Consider the following 20,777-nt stretch of genomic DNA (forward strand, 5'->3'; position numbering starts at 1 on the left):
TCACCAGAAAAACCACTAAATACTCAGTCGATCCTTGAGCTCAGCCGCATTGCGCCGGGAGACTTCCACCCGCTTGCCGTCTTCCATAACAAGATCATACCCTTCGCTAACGCCCGGCTTTATTTGATCGATCCGATTTAAGTTCACAATAAACTGACGGCTTGCGCGGAAAAAAATTGCTCTCGGCAAGGTCTGCTCCAGAGCAGCCATGTTCTTGCGAATAAATGCCTTTTTTCCATTAAAAAAAGCGCAGACATAGTTCTTACAGCTTTCGATGTAAACAATGTCAGAAAGCGAAATCAAATGGCATTCATCATTATCCTTGATAAATATTTTGCTGTTTTCTTTAAGTACTCTTTCGGGAAGATGTTGGGCTGAAGGGCTTTCCTCTGCGCTCAACTTTTCAATGGATTTTGCAAGGCGTTCATGGCTAATTGGCTTGAGCAGAAAATCCACGGTCGGATAGTCAAACGAATTAATGGCATATTCCGCATAAGCCGTAGTAAAAATTATTTTTGGCGTGCTAGTGAGTGATTGAAGTAATTCCAGCCCGCTTTCGCCGGGCATGTGAATATCCAAAAACAAAACATCAGGCTGGTGTTTATCAATCAGTTCCCGTGCCTGCACAGCGGTTTTTGCTTGACCCACAACGTCCAGTTCCGGAAAGCGCTCAAGCATCCGGCACAAACCTTCACGGGCCAGCCGGGAATCTTCAATGACTAGCGCTTTCATAGTGATATTCCATTGGAAAATGTAAGGTAACGGAAAATAATCCAACGCGGCTTTCAACCTGCAAACCTGCTTTGTCGCCATAGAGTATGGCCAACCGCTTCTTTATATTTTTATGTCCGGTTCCTGTGCCGGGAACGGGAGGAGCTTGCTCAGGTACGGGGTTGCTAATCGTAAAACGTATTTCATTATTTTTTTGTATCCCTTGTATATGCAGGGTTGATACATCATCAAGGTGATCAATGCCATGCTTTAATGCGTTCTCCACCAGCATTTGTAAAACCATTGGCGGGATACTGCACTTCAGTAATGCGGCGGGCACATCGATCCTCGCATCCAGGCGGTGCTCCATCTGCAAGGCGCAAATGGCTAATTGATGGTTTACCATCGCGAGCTCCTGCTCGATGCTCACTTTTTCGCATTGGTTGGTGACCAAGGAATAGCGCAACAAATCCGCCAGTGTTGTGACCATATGATCTGCATGATCAGGATTTTCGTGGATCATAAATCGAATATTATTTAATGCATTAAATAAAAAGTGTGGATTCAACTGATTGGTGAGGCTGGTTAGCTGCGCCTCTTTAAGCGTGTTTTGCAAATGCAGATTTTCAATCTCATGGCGATCCGCGCGCTGCCCGGACTTCATTGTTGTGTAAATGAACATCCATCCACACAGAAGCGCCATATTGACTACCGTGTTATTAATAAAAAAATGAGCAACTACACGCGCTTCGGTTAGCCCTCGCTCTTGCAATAACTCCGGGTTCATCAATGAATCGAGGAACAGTGAAACCAATAAGGCAAACCAAAGCGCTGTAAGAACAGCGGATATAATTAGAGCCGCACCAAAACATACAGCGAGATGTTTACCGCTGGATAGCAAATACCATTGTTTGGTGTTGTACCAATACCGAAACAGCAAGACAGCCAGTGTAAAAAGTAAAACGATAATGAATCCAGCACCGATATTCACATAGATCAACCTGGGGTGCTGAAAAGCGATAGCCAGAGCAGTAAGTAAGGTAAACACAAGTACCGTCAACAGAATGTGGTAAGCCCAAAATCGACGACTGTGCGGGAAAAATGTAAACGGCATCATAGCACCCGGTTTTTTATCCACATGAGATGTCAGCGATCATACACACCAGCGTACCCAGCAGCGATCCACCTGACAGATTGAAAATGGTCAAGGGTTTACACTGCAGGACTCTATCGTGCTGTTGTGCTGTCGCATCTTCATGCACCTATTCATTCAACACTCATTCTGCCTCTGCCTGGAGCGGCGATGTTGCGTAAAATGCCGAGCGGCGGATGGGATGTATGAATGGCAAAAAAAAGAGACTGGGCTCTTAAACCAGAGAGAGCCCAGAGTGCATTGTCTGGATTAGATTGAGTAAACTGAGCTGAATTAAACGGCCTAGTGCATATTCTTTTTGGCGAAGCTCCACCCTTGCATATTGGAAATACCCGGAGGGTTACCGGTAAAGAATGTCTTGGCTTTTTTGTCACCTTTCAACTGCCAGTTAAACCACTCGGTTGCCACTTTGGCAAAATCACCGCCGAACGGTTGTGCATAGGTTCCGCCATGCCCAACATCCAAGTTGCCGACGAACACTGGAACATGGTTAATTTTTTCTACATCATCCATCCCGTTTTTATAGGCGATATCGGAAGGGCCACCGAGTAGATACAGTGTTGGGGTATGGATTTTTTTAAGATCGTCTTTTACCAGTTGCGGCATCATCGGCATGGCATTGCCACGCACAGCATCAATAAAAATTCCGCTGTTCGCCACTACCAAGGTTTTAATTCTGGGATCATCCGCCACTTCCAATGCTTGCAAGCCACCGCATGACATGCCTGCTACAGCGATATTTTTAGTATCGATTTTCTTGAAATAGCCGCTGTCTTTATTAGCGTTCTGCGCAACTGCCCAATCAATTGCAGCACGCAATTTTGCTGATGTTGATCGCTCTTTGACTTGTTCACCGGTTTCTTTCGGGATAACACCCGTTGCAATCACCATATACCCTTGTGATGCAATTTCATTTAAAAAATTGACATGCTCCCAAGGCGAATCAAAACAAGCACCATTCCCCCACACGATCAACGGCAAGCTTTTTTTACCGGTAAATTTATCGATATTACTTGGTCTGAAAATAGTATGTGTAGGTAATGAAGCGTCTTTAAGCATAATGGCGCTATGCTGCCCGGCACCGCCCTTTTCAATAACTCTCGATTCAACTGTTTGCGCAAACGATGGTACAGACAACAACATTAAGCACAGAAAAATATAGCTAATTGCCTTCATGGTATTTCCCTAAAGTCAGGTTTAATAATTAAGATGAAGTTAATGCAATACTGATAAAAAGCTGCATTAACCCAATCATGATTTCGCCGTTTTTTTGTAAGAATCTTTTAAGGGATGCATCTTCGAGGTCAATTTTTTATTATTGGCTTTATCGCACTGCGCACGAATAAAGCCAGCATCATCTTAAAATAAGACAATTGAAATAGCCACGCAGAAATGATAATTCTTGTAAAGCTTGATAATTTTTATATGGGTAAAATCGGATAAAAATGACTTGGATATTTGACCACTTGTTATTTTTTTGACTCAGCAATCGCTTTAATTTTTTGATTGTGGAGATGGTACCTGCGCTGATAAGAACTGATCAACGTTTTAGGTATTGACTCTTACCACAGTCGCTTGTTCGTACTAATGTTCTGTTCCTGCATAAATCCACATAGGTTCTGTTTTGCCAGCACGAACAAATCCGACAGCTTTATAAAATTCAATGGCCTCGCCGTCGGCTGTTAGCATTTGCTGGTGAAAATTTCCGTAAATAGCATTCATTGCCTCAACCAGTTTTCTACCTATTCCTTTCCGGTGAAAATCGGGGTGAACAAGCAAATGCGGATAATAGACAACCAAATGACCATCAGAAATAGCGTTGGCAATACCAACCAATAAACCTGAAGCTCTGGCAGTGACCAAAGTGTGGGAATTTCTCAACGCAGGTAAAAGCTGATCAGGTTTTTCAGCAGATGACCAGTTGTTCAAGCGATACAATTCAATTACTTCCTGCTCTTCAATTGTACCGTTTACTTCGATTTCTATATCCATATGAATAACCTATTAACATTAAACTTATCACGCACCAAAAGATTTTAAACTAACAGGGTGCCATCCTTACGCAATCTCCACTGAACGGTTACGCGGCATTAGTGCGCTTTGTTATAGTTTTACACTCCCCGTACACACTATAATTTCATCACCATCCGTTTTTTCCCATTTTCCATTCTTTTGAATATATATAGTCCCTGCAGTAAAACAAACAGGGTCTTTATATTCCCGCTCGCAAGCCAATACATGTCCCGAAGGATTTTTATACCACAATATAAAACGCCCGCTATACCAAGTGGTACTCTGCTCTATACCTTGCGGTTTGGAAATTTCAGTCCATCCGTCACCATCGGACACCAAGGCACAATAATTCCCTTTTTGAGCTGTTGCGCAACTCAATAAAAATGCAGCTAAAATAATGAAAATTAATTTTTTCACTTTGCTACCTTGCTCTAAAATCATGGAAACAGAAGAATTTTGGTATCAGCTTTCTGTAATACTTTTACGCAACAAAACCACAAAATATTGCACAATTTAGCTGCCGCGTATCTATTGCCTCATAAATCATTTTTTTGCCGCCTAATGAATCTTTCCTTTATTGTGTTACTAAAATCACTTCTCTCTTTATACAAATTAAAAATAGTCCAAAAATTGAATCCTACGACAGTTGACATTAAATTTCCGCGCAAGCCGCCAGATGCAAAACTGAGCTCACTAGAATTTTTCTCAACAGCATTCTTCAAAGAAATGCAATCTACTACACTCACCTGATTTACAAATGTCTGAATGACATTTTGGTCACCCTGCACATGGAATGGGACATTTATCCAAACTTTATCAATGATATTAGTTAATGCTTTTGTTGCAGAATCAAGCTCTGCTTTCAATCCAGGCGATGACAGCAGCAACGCGCCATACTTCCCGTGAATTCGATGCACATCGATACCCATTGAAACAAGGCGCTGCCTTTTTTGTATGAATATTTGACTCTGCTCTCTGTTGTAATGTGCCAAAAATACCGCATCATCAAGAGCACAATCCTTCTGAATCTTATCCACGGCTTCTACCAAAGCTTCCGCGTACAAACTGCAGTCAGTAGACAATCTTGAACATTCAGCGAAGAAAACCTCAATTTCACCTGCGGCTTGAATTTTCATATTAGCTAACAACTGGGCTTTCCAGTTTGATGTTGCTGTTGCGTACGCGATTAAAAAACCTATCACAGTTATTACAGAGCTCAGAACAGCCGCTTTTGTAGTTTCCCCTTGCGTAACCAGCCACATCATCAGCTCATCGAAATTAAGTGGATCGACTCCGAACAGGAACCCACTTAACTTGTATAGTGCAATGCAGCACAAAAGTATTCCAACTACGCTCCCAAAGAGAAATCTGTATAACAATACAAATGTCATTAAGATGAAAAACATAGGCACTGAAACATTAGGAGGTAATTTTGTGAACATGCTATATCCCTAATGAGGGTTAACTATATTTTAGAGCGAAAAACTTCCACATTTTACGCTGGAGCTTTTCCATCCAAGCTTTTGAATAGTGTTTTATAACACAGCCCTGGATTACGCGCCATTACAGGCCTTGCGGTGGGTTTTCCAATTTTTTAGTAGGATTAAAGGTGGGAAATCTGCGTTGGTGGTGAGACAAAAAACGATAAAGGCGGCTAATGTGGCCGCCTTTATCTTTTCTGAGAGAGGAAATATTTAGTTGTGAATAATGGGCTACTTCAATACACGGCTTGAGCTTGCGGGGTGCCAGGGTTCTGGTACGTAGCGGGTGCGGGCGAGCGTTTTGTAGTGTTCCAGATCATGCTTGGGTTGTTCGTAGCCTGCGGGTATGGGTTTGCCTGAGAAGGTTTGGAAATACAGGACACAGGAGTCCCCCCAAATAACGGCATCGCGCTCTTGAATTTGTAACAGCGCTTTAACTTGCGCGAAGCGTTCAGCATCGATGTAGTCGCGCTGTTGTTCCCACTCGCGCTGCATGGTGCGCACCTGCTCTACTCCTTCGTAATATTTGTGAACTAACTCGTCCCACAAGCTGCGGCCGGATTGCATTTTATGATCCCAACTGACGCGATGGAACCACAGCATTAATTCTTCCGGTACGGTTTTTACATCGCCGTATTGTTTGGTAAGTGTTTCAGGATACTGCGCGATTGCATTGGAGCCTGATTGCGTGCGGTCAAAGCCGATGCCGTCTTTGCTGGCGCGATGATAATAAACCGCAGTCCAATCCGGACGTTCCTGATTGGATAACCAGGGAGCGGGACCATAGTGATCGCCTTGTGAATATAAATGGGTCAAACCTAATGGCGAGCGATAATTCACACCCGCTTCGCGCGAAAGCAGCATGATTTTTTTGGTGGATTCGATAAATTTTTCATTATTGGAAAACGTCATGCGCAACCATTCTTCGGCTGCGGTTTCAGCGGAAATTGTATGGTCCCACGCCATACGCCCGAATGCATACCAACTGGATTGCACAAAAGGATGCCCTGTCCAATTGCGGTCAGTGCCCGGGTTAATCACTGCGGCCATTCCTGTGTGCTTGGTGGAAAATACTTTTCCTTCCAAAATATTGCCAATAGTTGAGCCTTCACCTTTTACAAAAGTATCGGTCTTTAATGATTCTTCAAACAAGGTTCCCTGATACGCAAGGTGAGTGGCAAAACCAAAATATTCTTGCGTGACTTGGAATTCCATCATCATGTTGGTTTTTTGCATGGCAGAAAACAACGGCGAATAGGGTTCGCGCGGCTGGAAATCGATGGGACCATTTTTAACTTGCAAGATCACGTTCTCTGCAAATTTTCCATCGAGCGATTTGAATTCATCGTAAGCGCCGCGAAAGCGGTCTTCTATGTCCGGGCTGTACACAAATGCTCGCCAAAATACAACGCCGCCGTAAGGCTTTAATGCAGCGGCCAGCATATTGGCACCATCGGCATGGTTGCGTTTGTAGTCTTGTGGGCCAGGCTGCCCTTCCGAGTTGGCTTTGACCAAATAGCCACCAAAATCCGGAATATATTCATAAACTTTTTTCGTGCGCTCTTGCCACCATTGCGCAACGCGTGGATCAAGCGGGTCAGCGGTATCCAAATCGCCAAATGCACGCGGCGAATTGTAGTTAATCGATAAATATAGCTTGATGCCATAAGGGCGAAATACATCGGCTAATGCCGCAATTTTTTGCAGGAATTGGTCGCTCAACACGCGTGGGTCAGCATTTACATTATTGATCACTGTGCCATTAATACCGAGCGATGCATTAATGCGCGCATAATCGGTATAACGTTGCGCTTTGTAATCCGGCAAGGTGCCCCAATCCCATAATGATAGACCGGCATAACCACGCTCTATCACGCGGTTTAAATTATCCCAATGGTTTACCACACGGTGTTGCAACTTGGGCGCACTGGTAATGGATAATTTTTCTAACGATTGCTGTGTTTGAATCAAACGCAAAAAATGAAAGCTGCCATAAAGTACACCCACATCGGAATTGGCGGCGATAATAAACACATCGCGTTTATTGATGCGTGTTTTTTCCAGTAAATAACCTTCATTACCCAACACAGAAAGTCGCTCGGTTAACTGTAGCGATGCAATGAGCGGGGAGTTTTTAGGAGTACCTATTACCAGCGTGGATTTAGCTAAGGATTTCACTGCACCCTGCTTAGCACTCACTGGCTTATTAAATAATCCACCTAACCCACGCTCCAACTCTGTAGCAGCAACCCGAAGCGTCGGCGAGCTACCCTCTACCACTATCTGTGTAATCTGTTGTGCGTAGGTTTTGCGCAGCTGCTCATCGGCAATCGGCTGGTAGCGCAACCACATGTCATAACCATCTTCAGCGTGACTCAACGACGCAATAGAGCTCGTCAGGCATACACACAACAATAATAATCGGGGGAAAAAATTTCTGGTCACACAATTCTCCACTGTAGTTTTTCTTTTTTTGTTCTGCATTTCTTTAAAAATTTTTTGCTTTTTTATAACGTTTTTAATTTTTAACGAATTTTTAATTCGAATTTTTCAAAACACTACTCGCTCGCCCCTCTGCACTTTTAGCACTTCTAGCACTTTTTAAGCACTTATATCAGGAAGGTTACTTTTTTGATTGACACAGTCTTATAGTCACACTAACTTATAGTCACTTCAAATATAACACTGGCATACAAGAATACAATTCAATAAATGTAAAGAGCATATCGCTCACCACAGCCTTGGTAGAAAAATGATAAAAATCATAATCTTATCTGTTATCAGCTTGCTTCCTATGCAGCTTGCAGCGGCAAACAACGTAATTCGGGTAAACGATTACAGCGACCCTAATGCCGCTTACGCGATCAAAATGCTCAAACTGGCCATTGCCCATAGCGACAATCCCGACTACCGGGTTGAAGTCAGCAGCGAAAACTATACGCAAACCCGCACCAACGAAGAAGTTCGCAGTAAAGGATTGCTGGATGTGTGCTGGGCCTCTTCTGATAGCGACATTGAATCCCAACTGCGCCCCATCCGCATCCCTTTGTTTAAAGGCTTATTGGGCTATCGCATTTTTATTATCAATAAAAATGATCAAGCCAAATTCGACAAGGTACAGACACTGGCTGATTTGAAAAAACTGACAGTAGGCCAAGGGCGCACCTGGGCGGACGGCAGAATTCTGGAAGCTAATGGTTTTACCGTGATTAAAACCAATAAATACCCCAGTTTGTTTCATATGGTGGAAGGCGGCCGTTTTGATGGTTTTCCCCGTGGCGTACATGAACCTTTTGGTGAGTTGGAATCGCGCCCTGAACTGGAGTTAGCGGTAGAAAAAAAGTTACTGCTGTATTACCGCATGCCTTTTTATTTATTTGTTGCACCGGATAACCAAACACTCGCTAAAGATTTGGAAGTTGGTTTTGAACGCGCCATTGCTAACGGCGAATTCGACAAAGTGTTTTATGGCGATAAAGCCATTCAAGATGTTATGCAAAAAGCCAACATGCAAAACCGCACATTATTCAAACTGGATAACCCTTTGCTTTCCAAAGAAACGCCAACTGACAGACCGGAGCTGTGGTTTGATCCACAAGCTATTCCTGATGATGTGGTGCAGGCAATGAATTCAGTTTCCGCTATTGAATAACACAACAACACTATCGCTGCACACCAGAGACTATAACGAGAGGAACAATCACCATGACCATTTCTATATCGCGCAGAGGCCTACTCGCTATGAGCGGCGTTACGGCGGCAATGATCGCTAGCGCAAAATTACAAGCTGCACAAAAAGCCGCTGAAGCAACCGGATTAAAAGAAGCTTATAAAGAGGATTTTTTGATTGGTGCCGCGTTGAATGCAGGTATTGTCGCCAAGCAGGACCCAAAACTCATTGCGCTGATCACCAAAGAATTTAATTCCATCACCGCTGAAAACTGTCAGAAATGGGAAGAAGTGCGCAATGAAGATGACAGCTGGAAATGGCAAGACAGCGATGCATTTGTCAACTTCGGCGTGCAGCACAAAATGCACATCGTCGGCCACACATTGGGCTGGCACAGTCAGATTCCCGAAAGTGTATTTAAAAACAAAGATGGCTCTTACATCTCAAAAGAGGCGTTAGCGAAAAAACAGCAAGAGCATATCACCACTCTGGTTGATCGCTACAAAGGTAAAATCGCTGCCTGGGATGTCATAAATGAAGCAGTGGGCGATGACAATAAAATGCGTACCAGCCACTGGTATAACATCATGGGCGATGACTTTTTAGTGAACGCATTCAATCTGGCTCATGAAACCGACCCTAAAGCACATTTGATGTACAACGATTACAACAATGAGCAACAAGGCAAACGCGATGCCACGATTGGGATGCTAAAACGCTTACAAAAACGCGGTGTGCCTGTTCATGGTTTGGGAATGCAGGCGCATGTGGGTATTGCATCCGACATGAAAAATTTTGAAGACAGTATCCTTGCCTATTCTGCACTGGGTTTACGCATTCACCTCACCGAGTTGGATATTGATGTATTACCTTCTGTGTGGAATTTGCCGGTTGCAGAAATTTCTACCCGTTTTGAATACAAACCCGAGCGCGATCCTTACATCCAAGGTTTACCGAAAGAAATTGATGAGCAACTTGCAAAAGCCTATGAAAATTTATTTAAGATTCTGATCAAGCATCGCGATAAAGTTGACCGCGTGACTTTCTGGGGTGTAAGTGATGATGCAAGCTGGCTGAATAATTTCCCCATCAGAGGCCGCACCAATTATCCGTTGCTGTTTGACCGCAACCAATCCCCCAAAAGCGCTTACTTCCGTTTGCTGGATTTGAAACGATAGTGTATTGCCTGGAAAATACTGACTAGAGTGCTCCGGTTGTTGTAGGCTTGCGATCTCCATCGCAGGCTTACAATAGCAATGAAAAAAACTCCTCACGCAAAACATCTTCCTCCAGTATTTCGCTGGTCATTTTTAGGCCCACGTTATTGGCCAACCTGGCTAATGCTCGGGTGCCTAATGGCAATCGCACAGCTCCCCATACGCATGAATATTGCGCTGGGCAAAAAACTGGGGCAATTGTTATTTCATATCGTCCCCAGCCGCAAACGCATTGCCGACACCAACCTGCGCCTATGTTTTCCTGAACTGACCGACAATGAACGGCAGGCGCTGGTGCGCGCGGTTATTGAATCCTGTGGCATCAGTTTTTTTGAAAGCGCTGTCGCACTCTGGGGGCGCACTAAATCCCTTGCACAACACCATCATATTATTGGATTGGAACATATTCGCGCAGCACAACAACAAGGCAAAGGCGTATTGCTGGTGGGATGCCATATGACCACCATGGATATATGCGGGCGCATGCTTGCGCAGCATTGCAAATTCGACATCCTTTACCGGCAAGACCCAAATCCACTGTTAGCGTATATGTTGGTAAAAGCGCGAGAAGGTTTTAATGGCGAATCTATTATTACGGTAGAAACACGCAAACTTGTGCGCAACCTGCAAGCCGGGCATGTTGTATGGTACGCACCAGATCAGGATTACGGAATCAAACACAGTATTTTTGCGCCCTTCTTTGGCATTGCCGCCGCAACCGTTCCGGGAACTGCACGCTTTGCGAAATTAGGTGATGCGCAGGTTATTCTGTTTTCACACTATCGCAACGCCGATGGTCACTATCGGATCGAGCTTAGCCCTGCGTTGGATAACTTCCCCAGCGGCGACGACCTTGCCGATGTCACGCGGATTAACCAGCTTATCGAGCAGATTATCCGCAAGCAGCCGGATCAATATTTGTGGGTGCACCGGCGCTTTAAATCGCGCCCGAATGGGGAAGCACACATTTACGCAAAAAAGAAAAAATGAACACATCAATTTCTGAAATTGGTTATGTGTATTCGCCGTCACTCCCGCTCGCGGGAGTCTATTTGTCAGCCTTAAAACCTATGGATTGCAGCGAGCGGAAATGACGTTTTAAATCAATCAGTGATTTACCAATTCATTTTCTGTTTGATAAATGCTGTTAACTTTTCGGCATTCGCCTTGTTTTGCGCGATACGGGGGTGCCCACCGTAACCGGTGAACTCAAAGAAAATGGTATCCAGTTTTTGGTCATTGTTTTCTTTTTTCATGCGCGCCACTGCGGTGGTAATGTAATCCGGCCATTTGGATGTCGCGGTTGCATCCATACTACCGAGCGCACAGATGATGGGAACATTGGGATATTTTGCGCGAATCGTGCGGACAAGATCGATATAGGCTTGCACACGCTGGGCATCGCTTGGCACTGGCTGCAAACGTTTTTCACGATCGATCAACCAGCTGTCGTTTTGCAATAAATTGATGACCACGACATCTGGCGTCCATTGCGTGAAATCCCATTTCGAATCGTTATCACCCACTGCGCTGAGCTGGTCATAAAACTGCGGCATAATAAACGGAAACCAGCTGATCATAATGCCAATGCCACTTTGCGAAATAGTATGCAGCTCGGCATTTAAATTACGCGCGGTAATTGCACCATAAGCCCAATAATTATTTTTCTCACTCAGCAGATGATCTACACCATTGTCAGCGCCTTCGTTGCCAGCACCAGAGGTAATGGAATCACCATAAATTTCTATACGGCGTGTGGGGCGTGCAGGCGGTGTCAAAAGTGTTGCATTGGTATCCAGCATCAGCCCTTTGAATATGGTTGCGCCTTCCTCACCTTCTGTACGCTTATAAATTTCTACACTGTGATTGCCCGGCTTTAATGCCGTGCTAATTACATAAGTCTGCTCGCCTTTTTTTGCTTCCAGCACATAAGGGTGTTGGGTTTCACCATCAATAAACACATTGAAATAATTTTTACCTGATTGGTCGTCCAGCGTAATTGCCAATGATGTACCGGTGAAATTAGCTTTAATGCTGGTTCCAGGCCATGAAATACCGGGGGCTTTTTTATTAGCAAAATCAATGCGCCCGGTATAAAGGTAGTGCGGATTATCCGCAGGTATTAGCTGCACGGGTTCTGCAGCCACATAAAAACTGACAATACTTAACAATAACATTGCAATTCTTTTCATGTTGATCCCTGTGAGAATGAGTTAAACAACTGTGCAATTATTAAATCATATTTATGGGCTTTGCTACAGTAAATGAGAGAACGGATGATGTATTGCCAAAGCGGCAAAGCCTTGTTATGGTTTATCCATGAACAGCAAACACGCACTTCACACGACCACTTCTTTTTGCACGCAAAAGCCAAAGACTTTTTGCGCCTTCGTCGTATTTGGCGATTAAGTTTTTTACCACTTAATCGCCCTTAAACCACCTGTTTCATTTTCAATTTTTTTATTATCAGATTGGCCGCTATTGCAGGCCAATATTTATCTATTGGAGAAATTTATGAGCGGCAAAAGCACTAGCGAATTGATTATTTCAACCGTTGATTACACGCATTTAATGCAGCTTATTGAAAAAACAGACACCAGCGCAGCGGATGCGCTGGATGAGGAAATCAGCCGCGCCAAAGTGGTTGATACTACTGATTTACCCAAAAATACAGTGACAATGAATTCACTCGTCACATTTTCCGATATAGATTCAAAAGAGGAAAAAACTGTGCAATTGGTTTATCCACAAGAGGCCGATATTAACCAACTGAAAATATCGATACTGTCACCTGTGGGTAGTGCACTGATTGGATTATCACTCGGCGGTGCCATTGAATGGCCAATCCCGCAAGGAAAATTCCGCCGATTAAAAGTGATTGCAGTAAAACAACCGCAATAAAATGTATTGCGGTTGTCTTGCGCCATCATGTGCATTAATAATTACGGTTAATGCACATAAAAAGGCACGTTGGCGACCGCTGCGCGTTTGTAATCATTGGTGACATAACCAAATAACCGGTAAGCGCCGGTTTTTGCGGGAGCCACAAATTCCATTACACCCTTTCCATTATCGCTCGCGATCAAACCGGGAACTGCAACAGGGCGTTTTTCCGGATCACCGCCGGCGCGAATGTCGGTACTTTCGGGCAATACTTCCCAGCGGATGTGAAACGCTTCATTGTTAGGATGGAATGCATCCAACACCACTTTATAGGTTTTACCGGATTTCAAATAAATACTGTCGAGCGCTTTTTTTCCGTCGATCGTAAAACTGCGGATAGAAGGCGCGCGATGCTCTGGCCATTTACCCGTCCACAGATATTGCATTGAATCGACCACTTCAGTTGCCTCACCGGATTCCAAAAACAAACCGTACCATGTCGGCGTAGTTTCCTGTTTTTGTCCCCATAAAAATGCATAGGAACCCAATGCCTTTCCAGGGGCACCTAACACACCGGCGTTGTAGCGCTCGCGATAAGACGCGGCTTTTTCAGTGCTGGTTTGTTCGATGGGTACATTCCATTTTGTTTTGGCAATTTGCCAATGGCCAGTGGGTCCCCATTCAGTCACAACATAGGCACCTTTCCAACCCACTTCGCGTAATGTTGCTGGCAAGGTTTCCAGGCCGCCGTAAATATTCACACTCAAATAATCGATACTCGGGACGCGCTCCATAATCAAGCGTGCTTTTTCAGCATCGATACCCGCAGTGACGGTAGTGACCAAATGATTCGGATCGATTTGCTGGATGTTGCGCGCGATATCTTCAATCGCGTACCAGACTTTGGTATTGGTATAAAATAAATCCACTTCATTGCCGATTCCCCATGCAAGTACAGCGGGGTGATCTTTGTATTTTTTCACTTCGTTCAATACATATTCTTTTTGCGCGGCAACGGCGGCTTCATCGTTGTAATCAAACCCGTGACGCTCGTGACCGATCCGCAAGCCCAACATCACACTCAAACCCGCGGCATGGGCGCGGTCGAGAATCTCTTGGGCGTTATCTGTGCTCCAGGTGCGCATGGAATTGCCGCCACTGGCCGCCAACAATTCCGGCTGGCTGGTTCCGCCTGCACCTAAAATAAAATAGGGTTTTCCGCCGCGATAAATTTGGTAGTGCCCATCATTATTTTCCAGCGTCACCGGAATGGCATTTTGGGCAGCAGATTGGCCAGTTGCTGTCGCAGAGGCTTGTGCAGTGGCAGATAATTCCGAATTAATCGATGTCGATGTATTGTTGCAGCCTGCCAATAGCATTAAAGACAACACAGAAAAGACGACAAAAAAAGTGGATGCGCGCATAGTGGAATTTCTCTTGGCCAATTAAATTCAGATTATTATTGATTATGTCTTTGTTGGTTAAACGCAATGAGTTGATCCGGCTTGTCGGTGAATACTGCATCAACGCCAATCGTTTGCATTTTTTCCCACTCTTTTTCGCGATTCACTGTGTATACCCAATTTTTCAATCCACGCTTGTTCGCATCCTGAACTAATTCAGGTGTAATAAAACTGTGATGTGTATTAAATGAATAGGCTTTCAGTGGCTCGCAACATGCCGCCGATGTCAATGAGGCTTTCTTCTCAATCAGAACACCGCGCTTTACTTCCGGTAGCTGCTGCAGCGATTGATACAATTGCGCATGATCAAAGCTGGAAATGATGTATTGCTCATAAGTGCCTTGATAGCTGGAAATATAATCGCGCAACACCTTTGCTACTGCAGATACACTATCAGCGCCTTTTATCTCAATATTCAATACGCATTTATCGCCTATCAGCTCAAGCACTTGCCACAGGGTTGGCATTGGCTCACCATTCTCCAAACGTTGCGCACGCAAATATGACAGTGGTAACTCGGTAATAATTCCTTGCCCTGAAACGACCCGCCCCAGATGGTGGTCATGGGTGACAAACAACTCGCCTTCAACTTGAAATACATCGATCTCGACCGCATAAACACCCAGCGTCAGGGCGCGCGCAATCGCCGCCAGACTGTTTTCCGGTAATGAAATCCCGCCTACCTCCGGACCTCCGCGGTGGGCAACACACAATAAGCCATTGGCAGGTGATGAAATCATCGGTAATGGATTCATAAAGCACTCGTTCAGTTAAGCACGCGGTATAATGGTGCACTTATTCAGGTGATTGCTGGAGTATGGCAGTCACTGTCAGAATCATCAATAAAGGTGTCAAAGTGAATAGTTTTGTGGATAGTTTTCCCCGTATTGAAGAAATTATCAGCCATAGTATTTTTTCAAAGTTATTAATTGTTTTTTTCTGCCTGGCGGGATTTTATTTTGCTGCCAAATTGCTCAATAAAATCATTCATGACATCAGCGTGCGCCGCGCATTAGGCGATTTGCGCGTGCTTTACATTACCCGCCTGATGAATATCGGTATGGTGTTTTGCTGCATTGTGGTGATGTGCCTGATTTTAGGTTTGGGGTACAGTGAAATCTCTGTGTTTCTATCCTCTATTTTTGCAGTTGTGGGAATTGCACTGTTCGCACAATGGTCGATTCTAAGTAACGTTACTGCCAGTATGATTATTTTCTTCGGTTTTCCTTATAAAGTCGGTGACCGGATAAAAGTGTTGGACAAAGATGACGACATGCGCGGTGACATTGTAGAAATCAGTATGTTCCATGTGATTCTAAAGCGGGAAGACGGCAATTTAATTACCTACCCGAACACGTTGATTTTACAAAAAGCAGTATTAAAAATTGATCACCCACTACAAGAAGCCATTACCGAAAACGCCCATGAACGCGAGCGTTTGGCAGTGGAGCAAATGAGTATGGCGGACAACCCTAATCCGGAAAAATTGCGTCAGCAACAGTAGTGCGCTCCACGTAAAATTTTTACATCCAGAAAGCACACACTAAAAAAACGGGCGATGAATAATCATCGCCCGTTTTTTTATTGACTACACCGGTGATTATTTCAGATCAAAACGGTCTGCGTTCATCACTTTTACCCAGGCATTTACGAAGTCTTTTACGAACTTCTCGCGGTTATCGTCTTGTGCATAGACTTCCGCATAAGAGCGTAAAATCGAGTTGGAACCAAACACCAGATCTACCCGTGTAGCCGTCCATTTCACATTGCCGGTGTTGCGTTCAACAATGTTGTAGGAGTTTTTACCGGTAGGTTTCCACTGGTAACTCATGTCGGTCAGGTTGACGAAAAAGTCATTGCTTAATACGCCCACTTTATCGGTAAACACACCGTGTTTACTGCCGCCATGATTGGTGCCCAGTACACGCATGCCGCCGATTAATACGGTCATTTCCGGCGCGGTTAAACCCATTAGTTGCGCGCGGTCGAGCAGCATTTCTTCCGGTTGTACCACATAATCTTTTTTGGTCCAGTTGCGGAAACCATCATGCACAGGCTCAAGCGGCGCAAAAGATTCTGCATCGGTCTGCGCATCAGTCGCGTCGCCACGGCCTGCAGCAAAAGGCACCGTAATATTCACACCGGCATCTTTAGCCGCTTTTTCAACCGCTGCTGTTCCACCCAGCACAATTAAATCGGCAATGCTGACTTTTTTGCTCAAGCCCGATTGAATTCCTGCCAACACCCCCAGCACTTTTTGCAAGCGCGCAGGCTCATTTCCTTCCCAATCTTTTTGTGGCGCAAGGCGAATACGTGCACCGTTGGCACCACCGCGGAAATCCGAACCGCGGAACGTGCGGGCACTGTCCCACGCCGTTGCCACCAAGTCAGACACACTCAAACCACTGGCAAGAATTTTGGCTTTCAAATCGGCAATTTCTGCATCGCTCAGGGTGTAATCCACCGCAGGAACCGGGTCTTGCCAAATCAAATCTTCAGCCGGCACATCGGCACCCAAATAACGTGCCTTTGGCCCCAAATCGCGATGGGTTAATTTAAACCAGGCGCGCGCAAACACTTCCGAGAAATACGCAGGGTCTTTGTGGAAACGCTCGGAAATTTTGCGATATTCAGGGTCTACTTTCATCGCCATATCGGCATCGGTCATCAAGGGCATACAGCGAATTGATGGATCTTCCACATCGACCGGTTTGTCTTCCTCTTTGATGTTTACCGGTTTCCACTGCCATGCACCGGCGGGGCTTTTGGTCAGCTCCCACTCGTGGTTTAACAACATGTCGAAATAACCGTTATCCCATTGAGTAGGATTTGTAGTCCATGCACCTTCAATACCACTGGTGACGGTATCACGGCCAATACCGCGGGTTTTGTGATTGTTCCAACCCAAGCCCTGCTCTTCCACATCGGCCGCTTCCGGCTCTGGCCCCAGGTTCGCCGCGCTGCCGTTGCCGTGCGCTTTACCCACGGTGTGGCCACCGGCGGTGAGGGCGACGGTTTCTTCATCGTTCATCGCCATGCGTGCGAAGGTGATGCGAATATCGTTCGCGGTTTTTTGTGGATCGGGATTGCCATCTACACCTTCCGGATTCACATAAATCAAACCCATCATCACCGCCGCAAGTGGGTTCTCTAAATCACGTTGCCCAGAGTAGCGGGTGCCTTCACCACCGCTTTTTGCTAGCCACTCTTTCTCTGAGCCCCAGTAAATATCTTTTTCAGGATGCCAAATATCTTCGCGACCACCAGCAAAACCAAAGGTTTTCAAACCCATGGATTCGTAGGCCATATTGCCCGCGAGGATCATTAAATCCGCCCATGAAAGTTTGTTGCCGTATTTCTTTTTGATCGGCCACAACAGGCGGCGGGCTTTGTCCAGGTTGCCGTTGTCCGGCCAACTATTCAGTGGCGCAAAACGTTGGTTACCGGTACCTGCGCCGCCGCGGCCATCGGCAATACGGTAGCTACCGGCAGAGTGCCAAGCCATACGAATAAACAGGCCACCGTAATGACCCCAGTCGGCGGGCCACCAATCCTGGCTGTCAGTCATCAGGGCTTTAAGGTCGCTTTTAACGGCTTCCAGATCGAGGGATTTAAACGCCTCGGCGTAGTTGAAATCATCGCCGAGCGGGTTGGTTTTGCGGTCGTGTTGATGAAGGATGTCCAGATTCAAGGCATTCGGCCACCAGGCCGTATTGGAGTTACTCGATGCAGTATTGCTGCCGTGCATAACGGGGCATTTACCAGCAGATGATGTCTTATCCATGTGTTTCTCCTGTGCGTGTGATAGTTAACCTGAATGTGGAAAGTTAACCTGTAGTTGAAATAGCGAAGCGCATATCGCGCAGACAAGACAACCTTAGTCCAAAACTCATTAATTAGTTAAATTTATATTTACACTGGAATCGATAGTAAAAAATTATACAAGGAGACACCCGCATAAATACTGGGTAGTAAAAGGGATTTATAAGCAGTGATTGTTACAACGGACGTTTTAATTTGAAAAAAATTCAACACCTCATGACAAAGAACACAGGGGCGATGAATGTCGCCCCTGTGTTCAAAGGTTAAATTTGCACTCTTGTACCCAATTCGATCACCGCGTTGTCGGGCAAGCGGAAGAACTCCACCACACCCCCTGCATTACGTGTCATCGCAGAGAATAATCGCTCGCGCCAGGGTGCCATTCCACCACCCGGTGTGGAAACAATCGATTCTCGGCTTAAAAAATAACTGGTCTGGAACTGCGGGATCGGCAAGCCGTATTGTTCACATAATGTCAGCGCGCGTGGCACATCGGGTGCATCCATAAAACCAAAATTCAGTGTCACTCGCCAAAAACTATTGCCCAATGCTTCAATCTGTACACGCTCGGACTCATTCACCCAGGGAGCGTCATGAAAGTGTACGGTGAGGATCAAGTTGCGCTCATGCAATACCTGATTGTGTTTTAAATTATGGAGCAAGGCTTGGGGAACTGTGGTTGGATCAGCCACCATGTAAATGGCGGTGCGCGCCGCGCGCTGGATCTCAGCAGGACGTAGCGTTTGCAAAAACGGTTTCAATTCCACGCCATCGCTGTGGATGGATTGCATCACAATAACGCGGCCACGCTGCCAGGTGCTCATCACTAAAAATAACAAGGCGGCAACCAATAACGAAAACCAACCTCCATCAAAAAATTTCAGCGCACAACCTGCGATCAGGAAAATATCCACCGCCAGAAAAAATACCGTTGCGCCCAACGCAATAGGCAAGGGTAATTTCCAGCGGCCACGCACGACAAAAAACGTTAGCAGCGTGGTGGTCGCCATGGTGACGGTGACGGCAATACCGTAAGCACCGGCAAGACCAGAAGAACTACCAAAAAATAAAACGACGGCGATCACACCGGCCAACAACATCCAATTCACCGCAGGCATATAAATTTGCCCGGCCTCGCGTGCAGAGGTGTGCTGCACGGCCATGCGCGGTAAAAAGCCCAACTGGATAGCTTGGCGCGTCATAGAATAAGCACCGGAAATAACGGCTTGCGATGCAATAATGGCTGCGAGTGTTGCAATGATCAACGCAGGCCAAATTAACGTTTGTGGAAACAATTTATAAAATGGATTGGCAATAGCCGAGGGATCTGCCAGCAGTAACGCGCCCTGCCCCATGTAATTAAGTGCGAGTGATGGAAATACCAAAAATGTCCACGCCAGTTGGATAGGCTTGCGGCCAAAATGCCCCATATCGGCATAAAGCGCTTCTGCACCCGTCAACGCCAGCACAATCGCACCCACAGCTGCAAAAACCAACCAGCCGCGGCCACTCATAAATTGCCAAGCCTCCAATGGATTTAATGCAGCGAGAATTGCCGGTTGCGCAATAATGTGCGCAACACCGGATATCGCCAACATTGAAAACCACACAGTGACAATCGGCCCAAACACTTTTCCCATTGCACCGGTTCCAAAACGCTGCACCAAAAACAAACTGACTAAAATGGCCAAGGTTATCGGCACCACTAATGGTTTAAGCGCTGGCGTTGCGACCTCTAATCCCTCCATTGCACCCAGCACAGAAATCGCCGGTGTAATAATGCTATCGCCATAAAACAGCGTTGCGCCAAATAAACCGATCAACAGAATCCAGCGACGTAATGAAGAATGTTTTTGCGCTGTTTGTGCAGCGAGTGCGGTCAACGCGAGTGAACCACCTTCACCACGATTATCAGCACGTAAAATTAACAACACATACTTGAGCGTTACCACCAACATCAACGCCCAAAAAATGGTGGAAACAGCACCGACAATATGCGTTGCATCTAAAGGAATACCGGTTGCCGGTGAAAAAATTTCCTTCACCGTGTAAAGCGGACTCGTGCCGATATCACCATACACAACACCGATTGCAGCGAGCGTCAGTGCCGCAAGACTTTGCTTCGCCGGAGAGAGCTTGGCAGGAGAGTGTTTTTGCGGATGACTTTTTTCCGCGACATGCGCTGCGTCGGTTTTTACGATGGATGAAGCAGCGCCTGATGGTGCAGAATCTGATGAAGTTAAATCTGGTGAAGGGAAATCTGGTGAAGTGGAATTTGATGGAACTGTCATAACAACTACCTGTGCAATGAAAACACACGCAGTATGTGCAACCCGACATCAGGATCGCATAAGTATGCAGTGA

At 45.6% G+C, this 20,777-nt stretch carries 18 protein-coding genes; 6 read left to right on the forward strand and 12 right to left on the reverse strand.

Annotation, left to right across the window (positions count from 1 at the left end; all coding sequences use genetic code 11):
• Positions 1 to 15 precede the first annotated feature (15 nt).
• The 7 genes from VC28_RS09060 to VC28_RS09090 all read right to left on the reverse strand — a co-directional run bounded on the left by VC28_RS09060 (position 16) and on the right by VC28_RS09090 (position 7,803).
• A complete protein-coding gene (locus VC28_RS09060; protein WP_049630357.1) occupies positions 16 to 732 on the reverse strand; it encodes a LytR/AlgR family response regulator transcription factor in 717 nt (238 codons plus the stop codon).
• On the reverse strand, positions 713 to 1,702 hold the full coding sequence (locus VC28_RS09065) for a sensor histidine kinase (protein WP_197085503.1): 990 nt from the start codon (positions 1,700 to 1,702) through the stop codon (positions 713 to 715). Before VC28_RS09065 ends, VC28_RS09060 begins: the two co-directional genes overlap by 20 nt.
• Before the next feature lie 444 nt (positions 1,703 to 2,146).
• On the reverse strand, positions 2,147 to 3,040 hold the full coding sequence (locus tag VC28_RS09070; RefSeq protein WP_049630359.1) for a poly(ethylene terephthalate) hydrolase family protein: 894 nt from the start codon (positions 3,038 to 3,040) through the stop codon (positions 2,147 to 2,149).
• Between the two features lie 408 nt (positions 3,041 to 3,448).
• Positions 3,449 to 3,856, reverse strand: a complete 408-nt coding sequence (locus VC28_RS09075) for a GNAT family N-acetyltransferase (protein WP_049630360.1) — start codon at positions 3,854 to 3,856, stop codon at positions 3,449 to 3,451.
• A gap of 111 nt (positions 3,857 to 3,967) precedes the next feature.
• Complete coding sequence (locus VC28_RS09080) at positions 3,968 to 4,294, reverse strand: hypothetical protein (RefSeq protein WP_156184309.1); 327 nt, start codon at positions 4,292 to 4,294, stop codon at positions 3,968 to 3,970.
• A 119-nt stretch (positions 4,295 to 4,413) separates the two neighbouring features.
• Complete coding sequence (locus VC28_RS09085) at positions 4,414 to 5,319, reverse strand: hypothetical protein (protein WP_049630362.1); 906 nt, start codon at positions 5,317 to 5,319, stop codon at positions 4,414 to 4,416.
• 270 nt (positions 5,320 to 5,589) lie between these two features.
• Positions 5,590 to 7,803: an alpha-glucuronidase family glycosyl hydrolase gene (locus VC28_RS09090; RefSeq protein ID WP_231591687.1), complete on the reverse strand. Its 2,214-nt coding sequence runs from the start codon at positions 7,801 to 7,803 to the stop codon at positions 5,590 to 5,592.
• Between the two features lie 307 nt (positions 7,804 to 8,110).
• Here VC28_RS09090 and VC28_RS09095 point away from each other — a divergent pair, with 307 nt between their 5' ends.
• The 3 genes from VC28_RS09095 to lpxL all read left to right on the forward strand — a co-directional run bounded on the left by VC28_RS09095 (position 8,111) and on the right by lpxL (position 11,235).
• The gene (locus tag VC28_RS09095) at positions 8,111 to 9,010 is read left to right on the forward strand and encodes a type 2 periplasmic-binding domain-containing protein (protein ID WP_049630363.1); all 900 of its coding nucleotides are present in this window, start codon (positions 8,111 to 8,113) and stop codon (positions 9,008 to 9,010) included.
• 53 nt (positions 9,011 to 9,063) lie between these two features.
• Entirely contained in the window at positions 9,064 to 10,206 is a 1,143-nt protein-coding gene (locus VC28_RS09100; protein WP_231591688.1) for an endo-1,4-beta-xylanase, read from the forward strand.
• A gap of 78 nt (positions 10,207 to 10,284) precedes the next feature.
• A complete protein-coding gene (lpxL, locus tag VC28_RS09105; protein ID WP_049630364.1) occupies positions 10,285 to 11,235 on the forward strand; it encodes an LpxL/LpxP family Kdo(2)-lipid IV(A) lauroyl/palmitoleoyl acyltransferase in 951 nt (316 codons plus the stop codon).
• Between the two features lie 125 nt (positions 11,236 to 11,360).
• Here lpxL and VC28_RS09110 read toward each other — a convergent pair whose 3' ends face one another.
• Positions 11,361 to 12,437: an SGNH/GDSL hydrolase family protein gene (locus VC28_RS09110; RefSeq protein ID WP_082191470.1), complete on the reverse strand. Its 1,077-nt coding sequence runs from the start codon at positions 12,435 to 12,437 to the stop codon at positions 11,361 to 11,363.
• An 84-nt stretch (positions 12,438 to 12,521) separates the two neighbouring features.
• Here VC28_RS09110 and VC28_RS19725 point away from each other — a divergent pair, with 84 nt between their 5' ends.
• Positions 12,522 to 12,680 carry a hypothetical protein gene (locus VC28_RS19725; protein ID WP_156184310.1) on the forward strand — a complete coding sequence of 53 codons (159 nt, stop codon included), beginning with the start codon at positions 12,522 to 12,524 and terminating at the stop codon, positions 12,678 to 12,680.
• Between the two features lie 79 nt (positions 12,681 to 12,759).
• A complete protein-coding gene (gene rnk / locus VC28_RS09115; RefSeq protein ID WP_049630365.1) occupies positions 12,760 to 13,146 on the forward strand; it encodes a nucleoside diphosphate kinase regulator in 387 nt (128 codons plus the stop codon).
• 47 nt (positions 13,147 to 13,193) lie between these two features.
• On the opposite strand, the gene VC28_RS09120 is transcribed toward rnk, so the two are convergent.
• Together VC28_RS09120 and VC28_RS09125 are read right to left on the reverse strand one after the other, a co-directional pair.
• Positions 13,194 to 14,552 carry a glycoside hydrolase family 2 TIM barrel-domain containing protein gene (locus tag VC28_RS09120; RefSeq protein WP_049630366.1) on the reverse strand — a complete coding sequence of 453 codons (1,359 nt, stop codon included), beginning with the start codon at positions 14,550 to 14,552 and terminating at the stop codon, positions 13,194 to 13,196.
• Between the two features lie 35 nt (positions 14,553 to 14,587).
• On the reverse strand, positions 14,588 to 15,346 hold the full coding sequence (locus VC28_RS09125) for a glycerophosphodiester phosphodiesterase (RefSeq protein WP_231591689.1): 759 nt from the start codon (positions 15,344 to 15,346) through the stop codon (positions 14,588 to 14,590).
• 62 nt (positions 15,347 to 15,408) lie between these two features.
• Between VC28_RS09125 and VC28_RS09130 the strand changes: the two genes are divergently transcribed.
• Positions 15,409 to 16,095: a mechanosensitive ion channel domain-containing protein gene (locus VC28_RS09130; protein ID WP_053094179.1), complete on the forward strand. Its 687-nt coding sequence runs from the start codon at positions 15,409 to 15,411 to the stop codon at positions 16,093 to 16,095.
• A gap of 96 nt (positions 16,096 to 16,191) precedes the next feature.
• Here the strand turns inward: VC28_RS09130 and katG are convergent, their stop codons facing one another.
• Both katG and VC28_RS09140 read right to left on the reverse strand, forming a co-directional pair.
• Positions 16,192 to 18,375 (reverse strand): catalase/peroxidase HPI, encoded by a 2,184-nt coding sequence (gene katG / locus VC28_RS09135; RefSeq protein ID WP_049630367.1) that lies wholly within the window; start codon positions 18,373 to 18,375, stop codon positions 16,192 to 16,194.
• Between the two features lie 301 nt (positions 18,376 to 18,676).
• Complete coding sequence (locus tag VC28_RS09140; protein WP_082191471.1) at positions 18,677 to 20,704, reverse strand: potassium transporter Kup; 2,028 nt, start codon at positions 20,702 to 20,704, stop codon at positions 18,677 to 18,679.
• Between the last annotated feature and the right edge of the window lie 73 nt (positions 20,705 to 20,777).

Source organism: Cellvibrio sp. pealriver, from assembly GCF_001183545.1.
GTDB lineage: Bacteria > Pseudomonadota > Gammaproteobacteria > Pseudomonadales > Cellvibrionaceae > Cellvibrio.

Coding starts and splice junctions, on each gene's coding strand:
- VC28_RS09060 (WP_049630357.1), bottom strand. CDS start 732: ATGAAAGCGCTAGTCATTGAAGATTCCCGGCTGGCCCGTGAAGGTTTG.
- VC28_RS09070 (WP_049630359.1), bottom strand. CDS start 3,040: ATGAAGGCAATTAGCTATATTTTTCTGTGCTTAATGTTGTTGTCTGTA.
- VC28_RS09075 (WP_049630360.1), bottom strand. CDS start 3,856: ATGGATATAGAAATCGAAGTAAACGGTACAATTGAAGAGCAGGAAGTA.
- VC28_RS09085 (WP_049630362.1), bottom strand. CDS start 5,319: ATGTTCACAAAATTACCTCCTAATGTTTCAGTGCCTATGTTTTTCATC.
- VC28_RS09095 (WP_049630363.1), top strand. CDS start 8,111: ATGATAAAAATCATAATCTTATCTGTTATCAGCTTGCTTCCTATGCAG.
- VC28_RS09100 (WP_231591688.1), top strand. CDS start 9,064: ATGACCATTTCTATATCGCGCAGAGGCCTACTCGCTATGAGCGGCGTT.
- lpxL (WP_049630364.1), top strand. CDS start 10,285: ATGAAAAAAACTCCTCACGCAAAACATCTTCCTCCAGTATTTCGCTGG.
- VC28_RS09110 (WP_082191470.1), bottom strand. CDS start 12,437: ATGAAAAGAATTGCAATGTTATTGTTAAGTATTGTCAGTTTTTATGTG.
- VC28_RS19725 (WP_156184310.1), top strand. CDS start 12,522: ATGATGTATTGCCAAAGCGGCAAAGCCTTGTTATGGTTTATCCATGAA.
- rnk (WP_049630365.1), top strand. CDS start 12,760: ATGAGCGGCAAAAGCACTAGCGAATTGATTATTTCAACCGTTGATTAC.
- VC28_RS09120 (WP_049630366.1), bottom strand. CDS start 14,552: ATGCGCGCATCCACTTTTTTTGTCGTCTTTTCTGTGTTGTCTTTAATG.
- VC28_RS09125 (WP_231591689.1), bottom strand. CDS start 15,346: ATGAATCCATTACCGATGATTTCATCACCTGCCAATGGCTTATTGTGT.
- VC28_RS09130 (WP_053094179.1), top strand. CDS start 15,409: ATGGCAGTCACTGTCAGAATCATCAATAAAGGTGTCAAAGTGAATAGT.
- katG (WP_049630367.1), bottom strand. CDS start 18,375: ATGGATAAGACATCATCTGCTGGTAAATGCCCCGTTATGCACGGCAGC.
- VC28_RS09140 (WP_082191471.1), bottom strand. CDS start 20,704: ATGACAGTTCCATCAAATTCCACTTCACCAGATTTCCCTTCACCAGAT.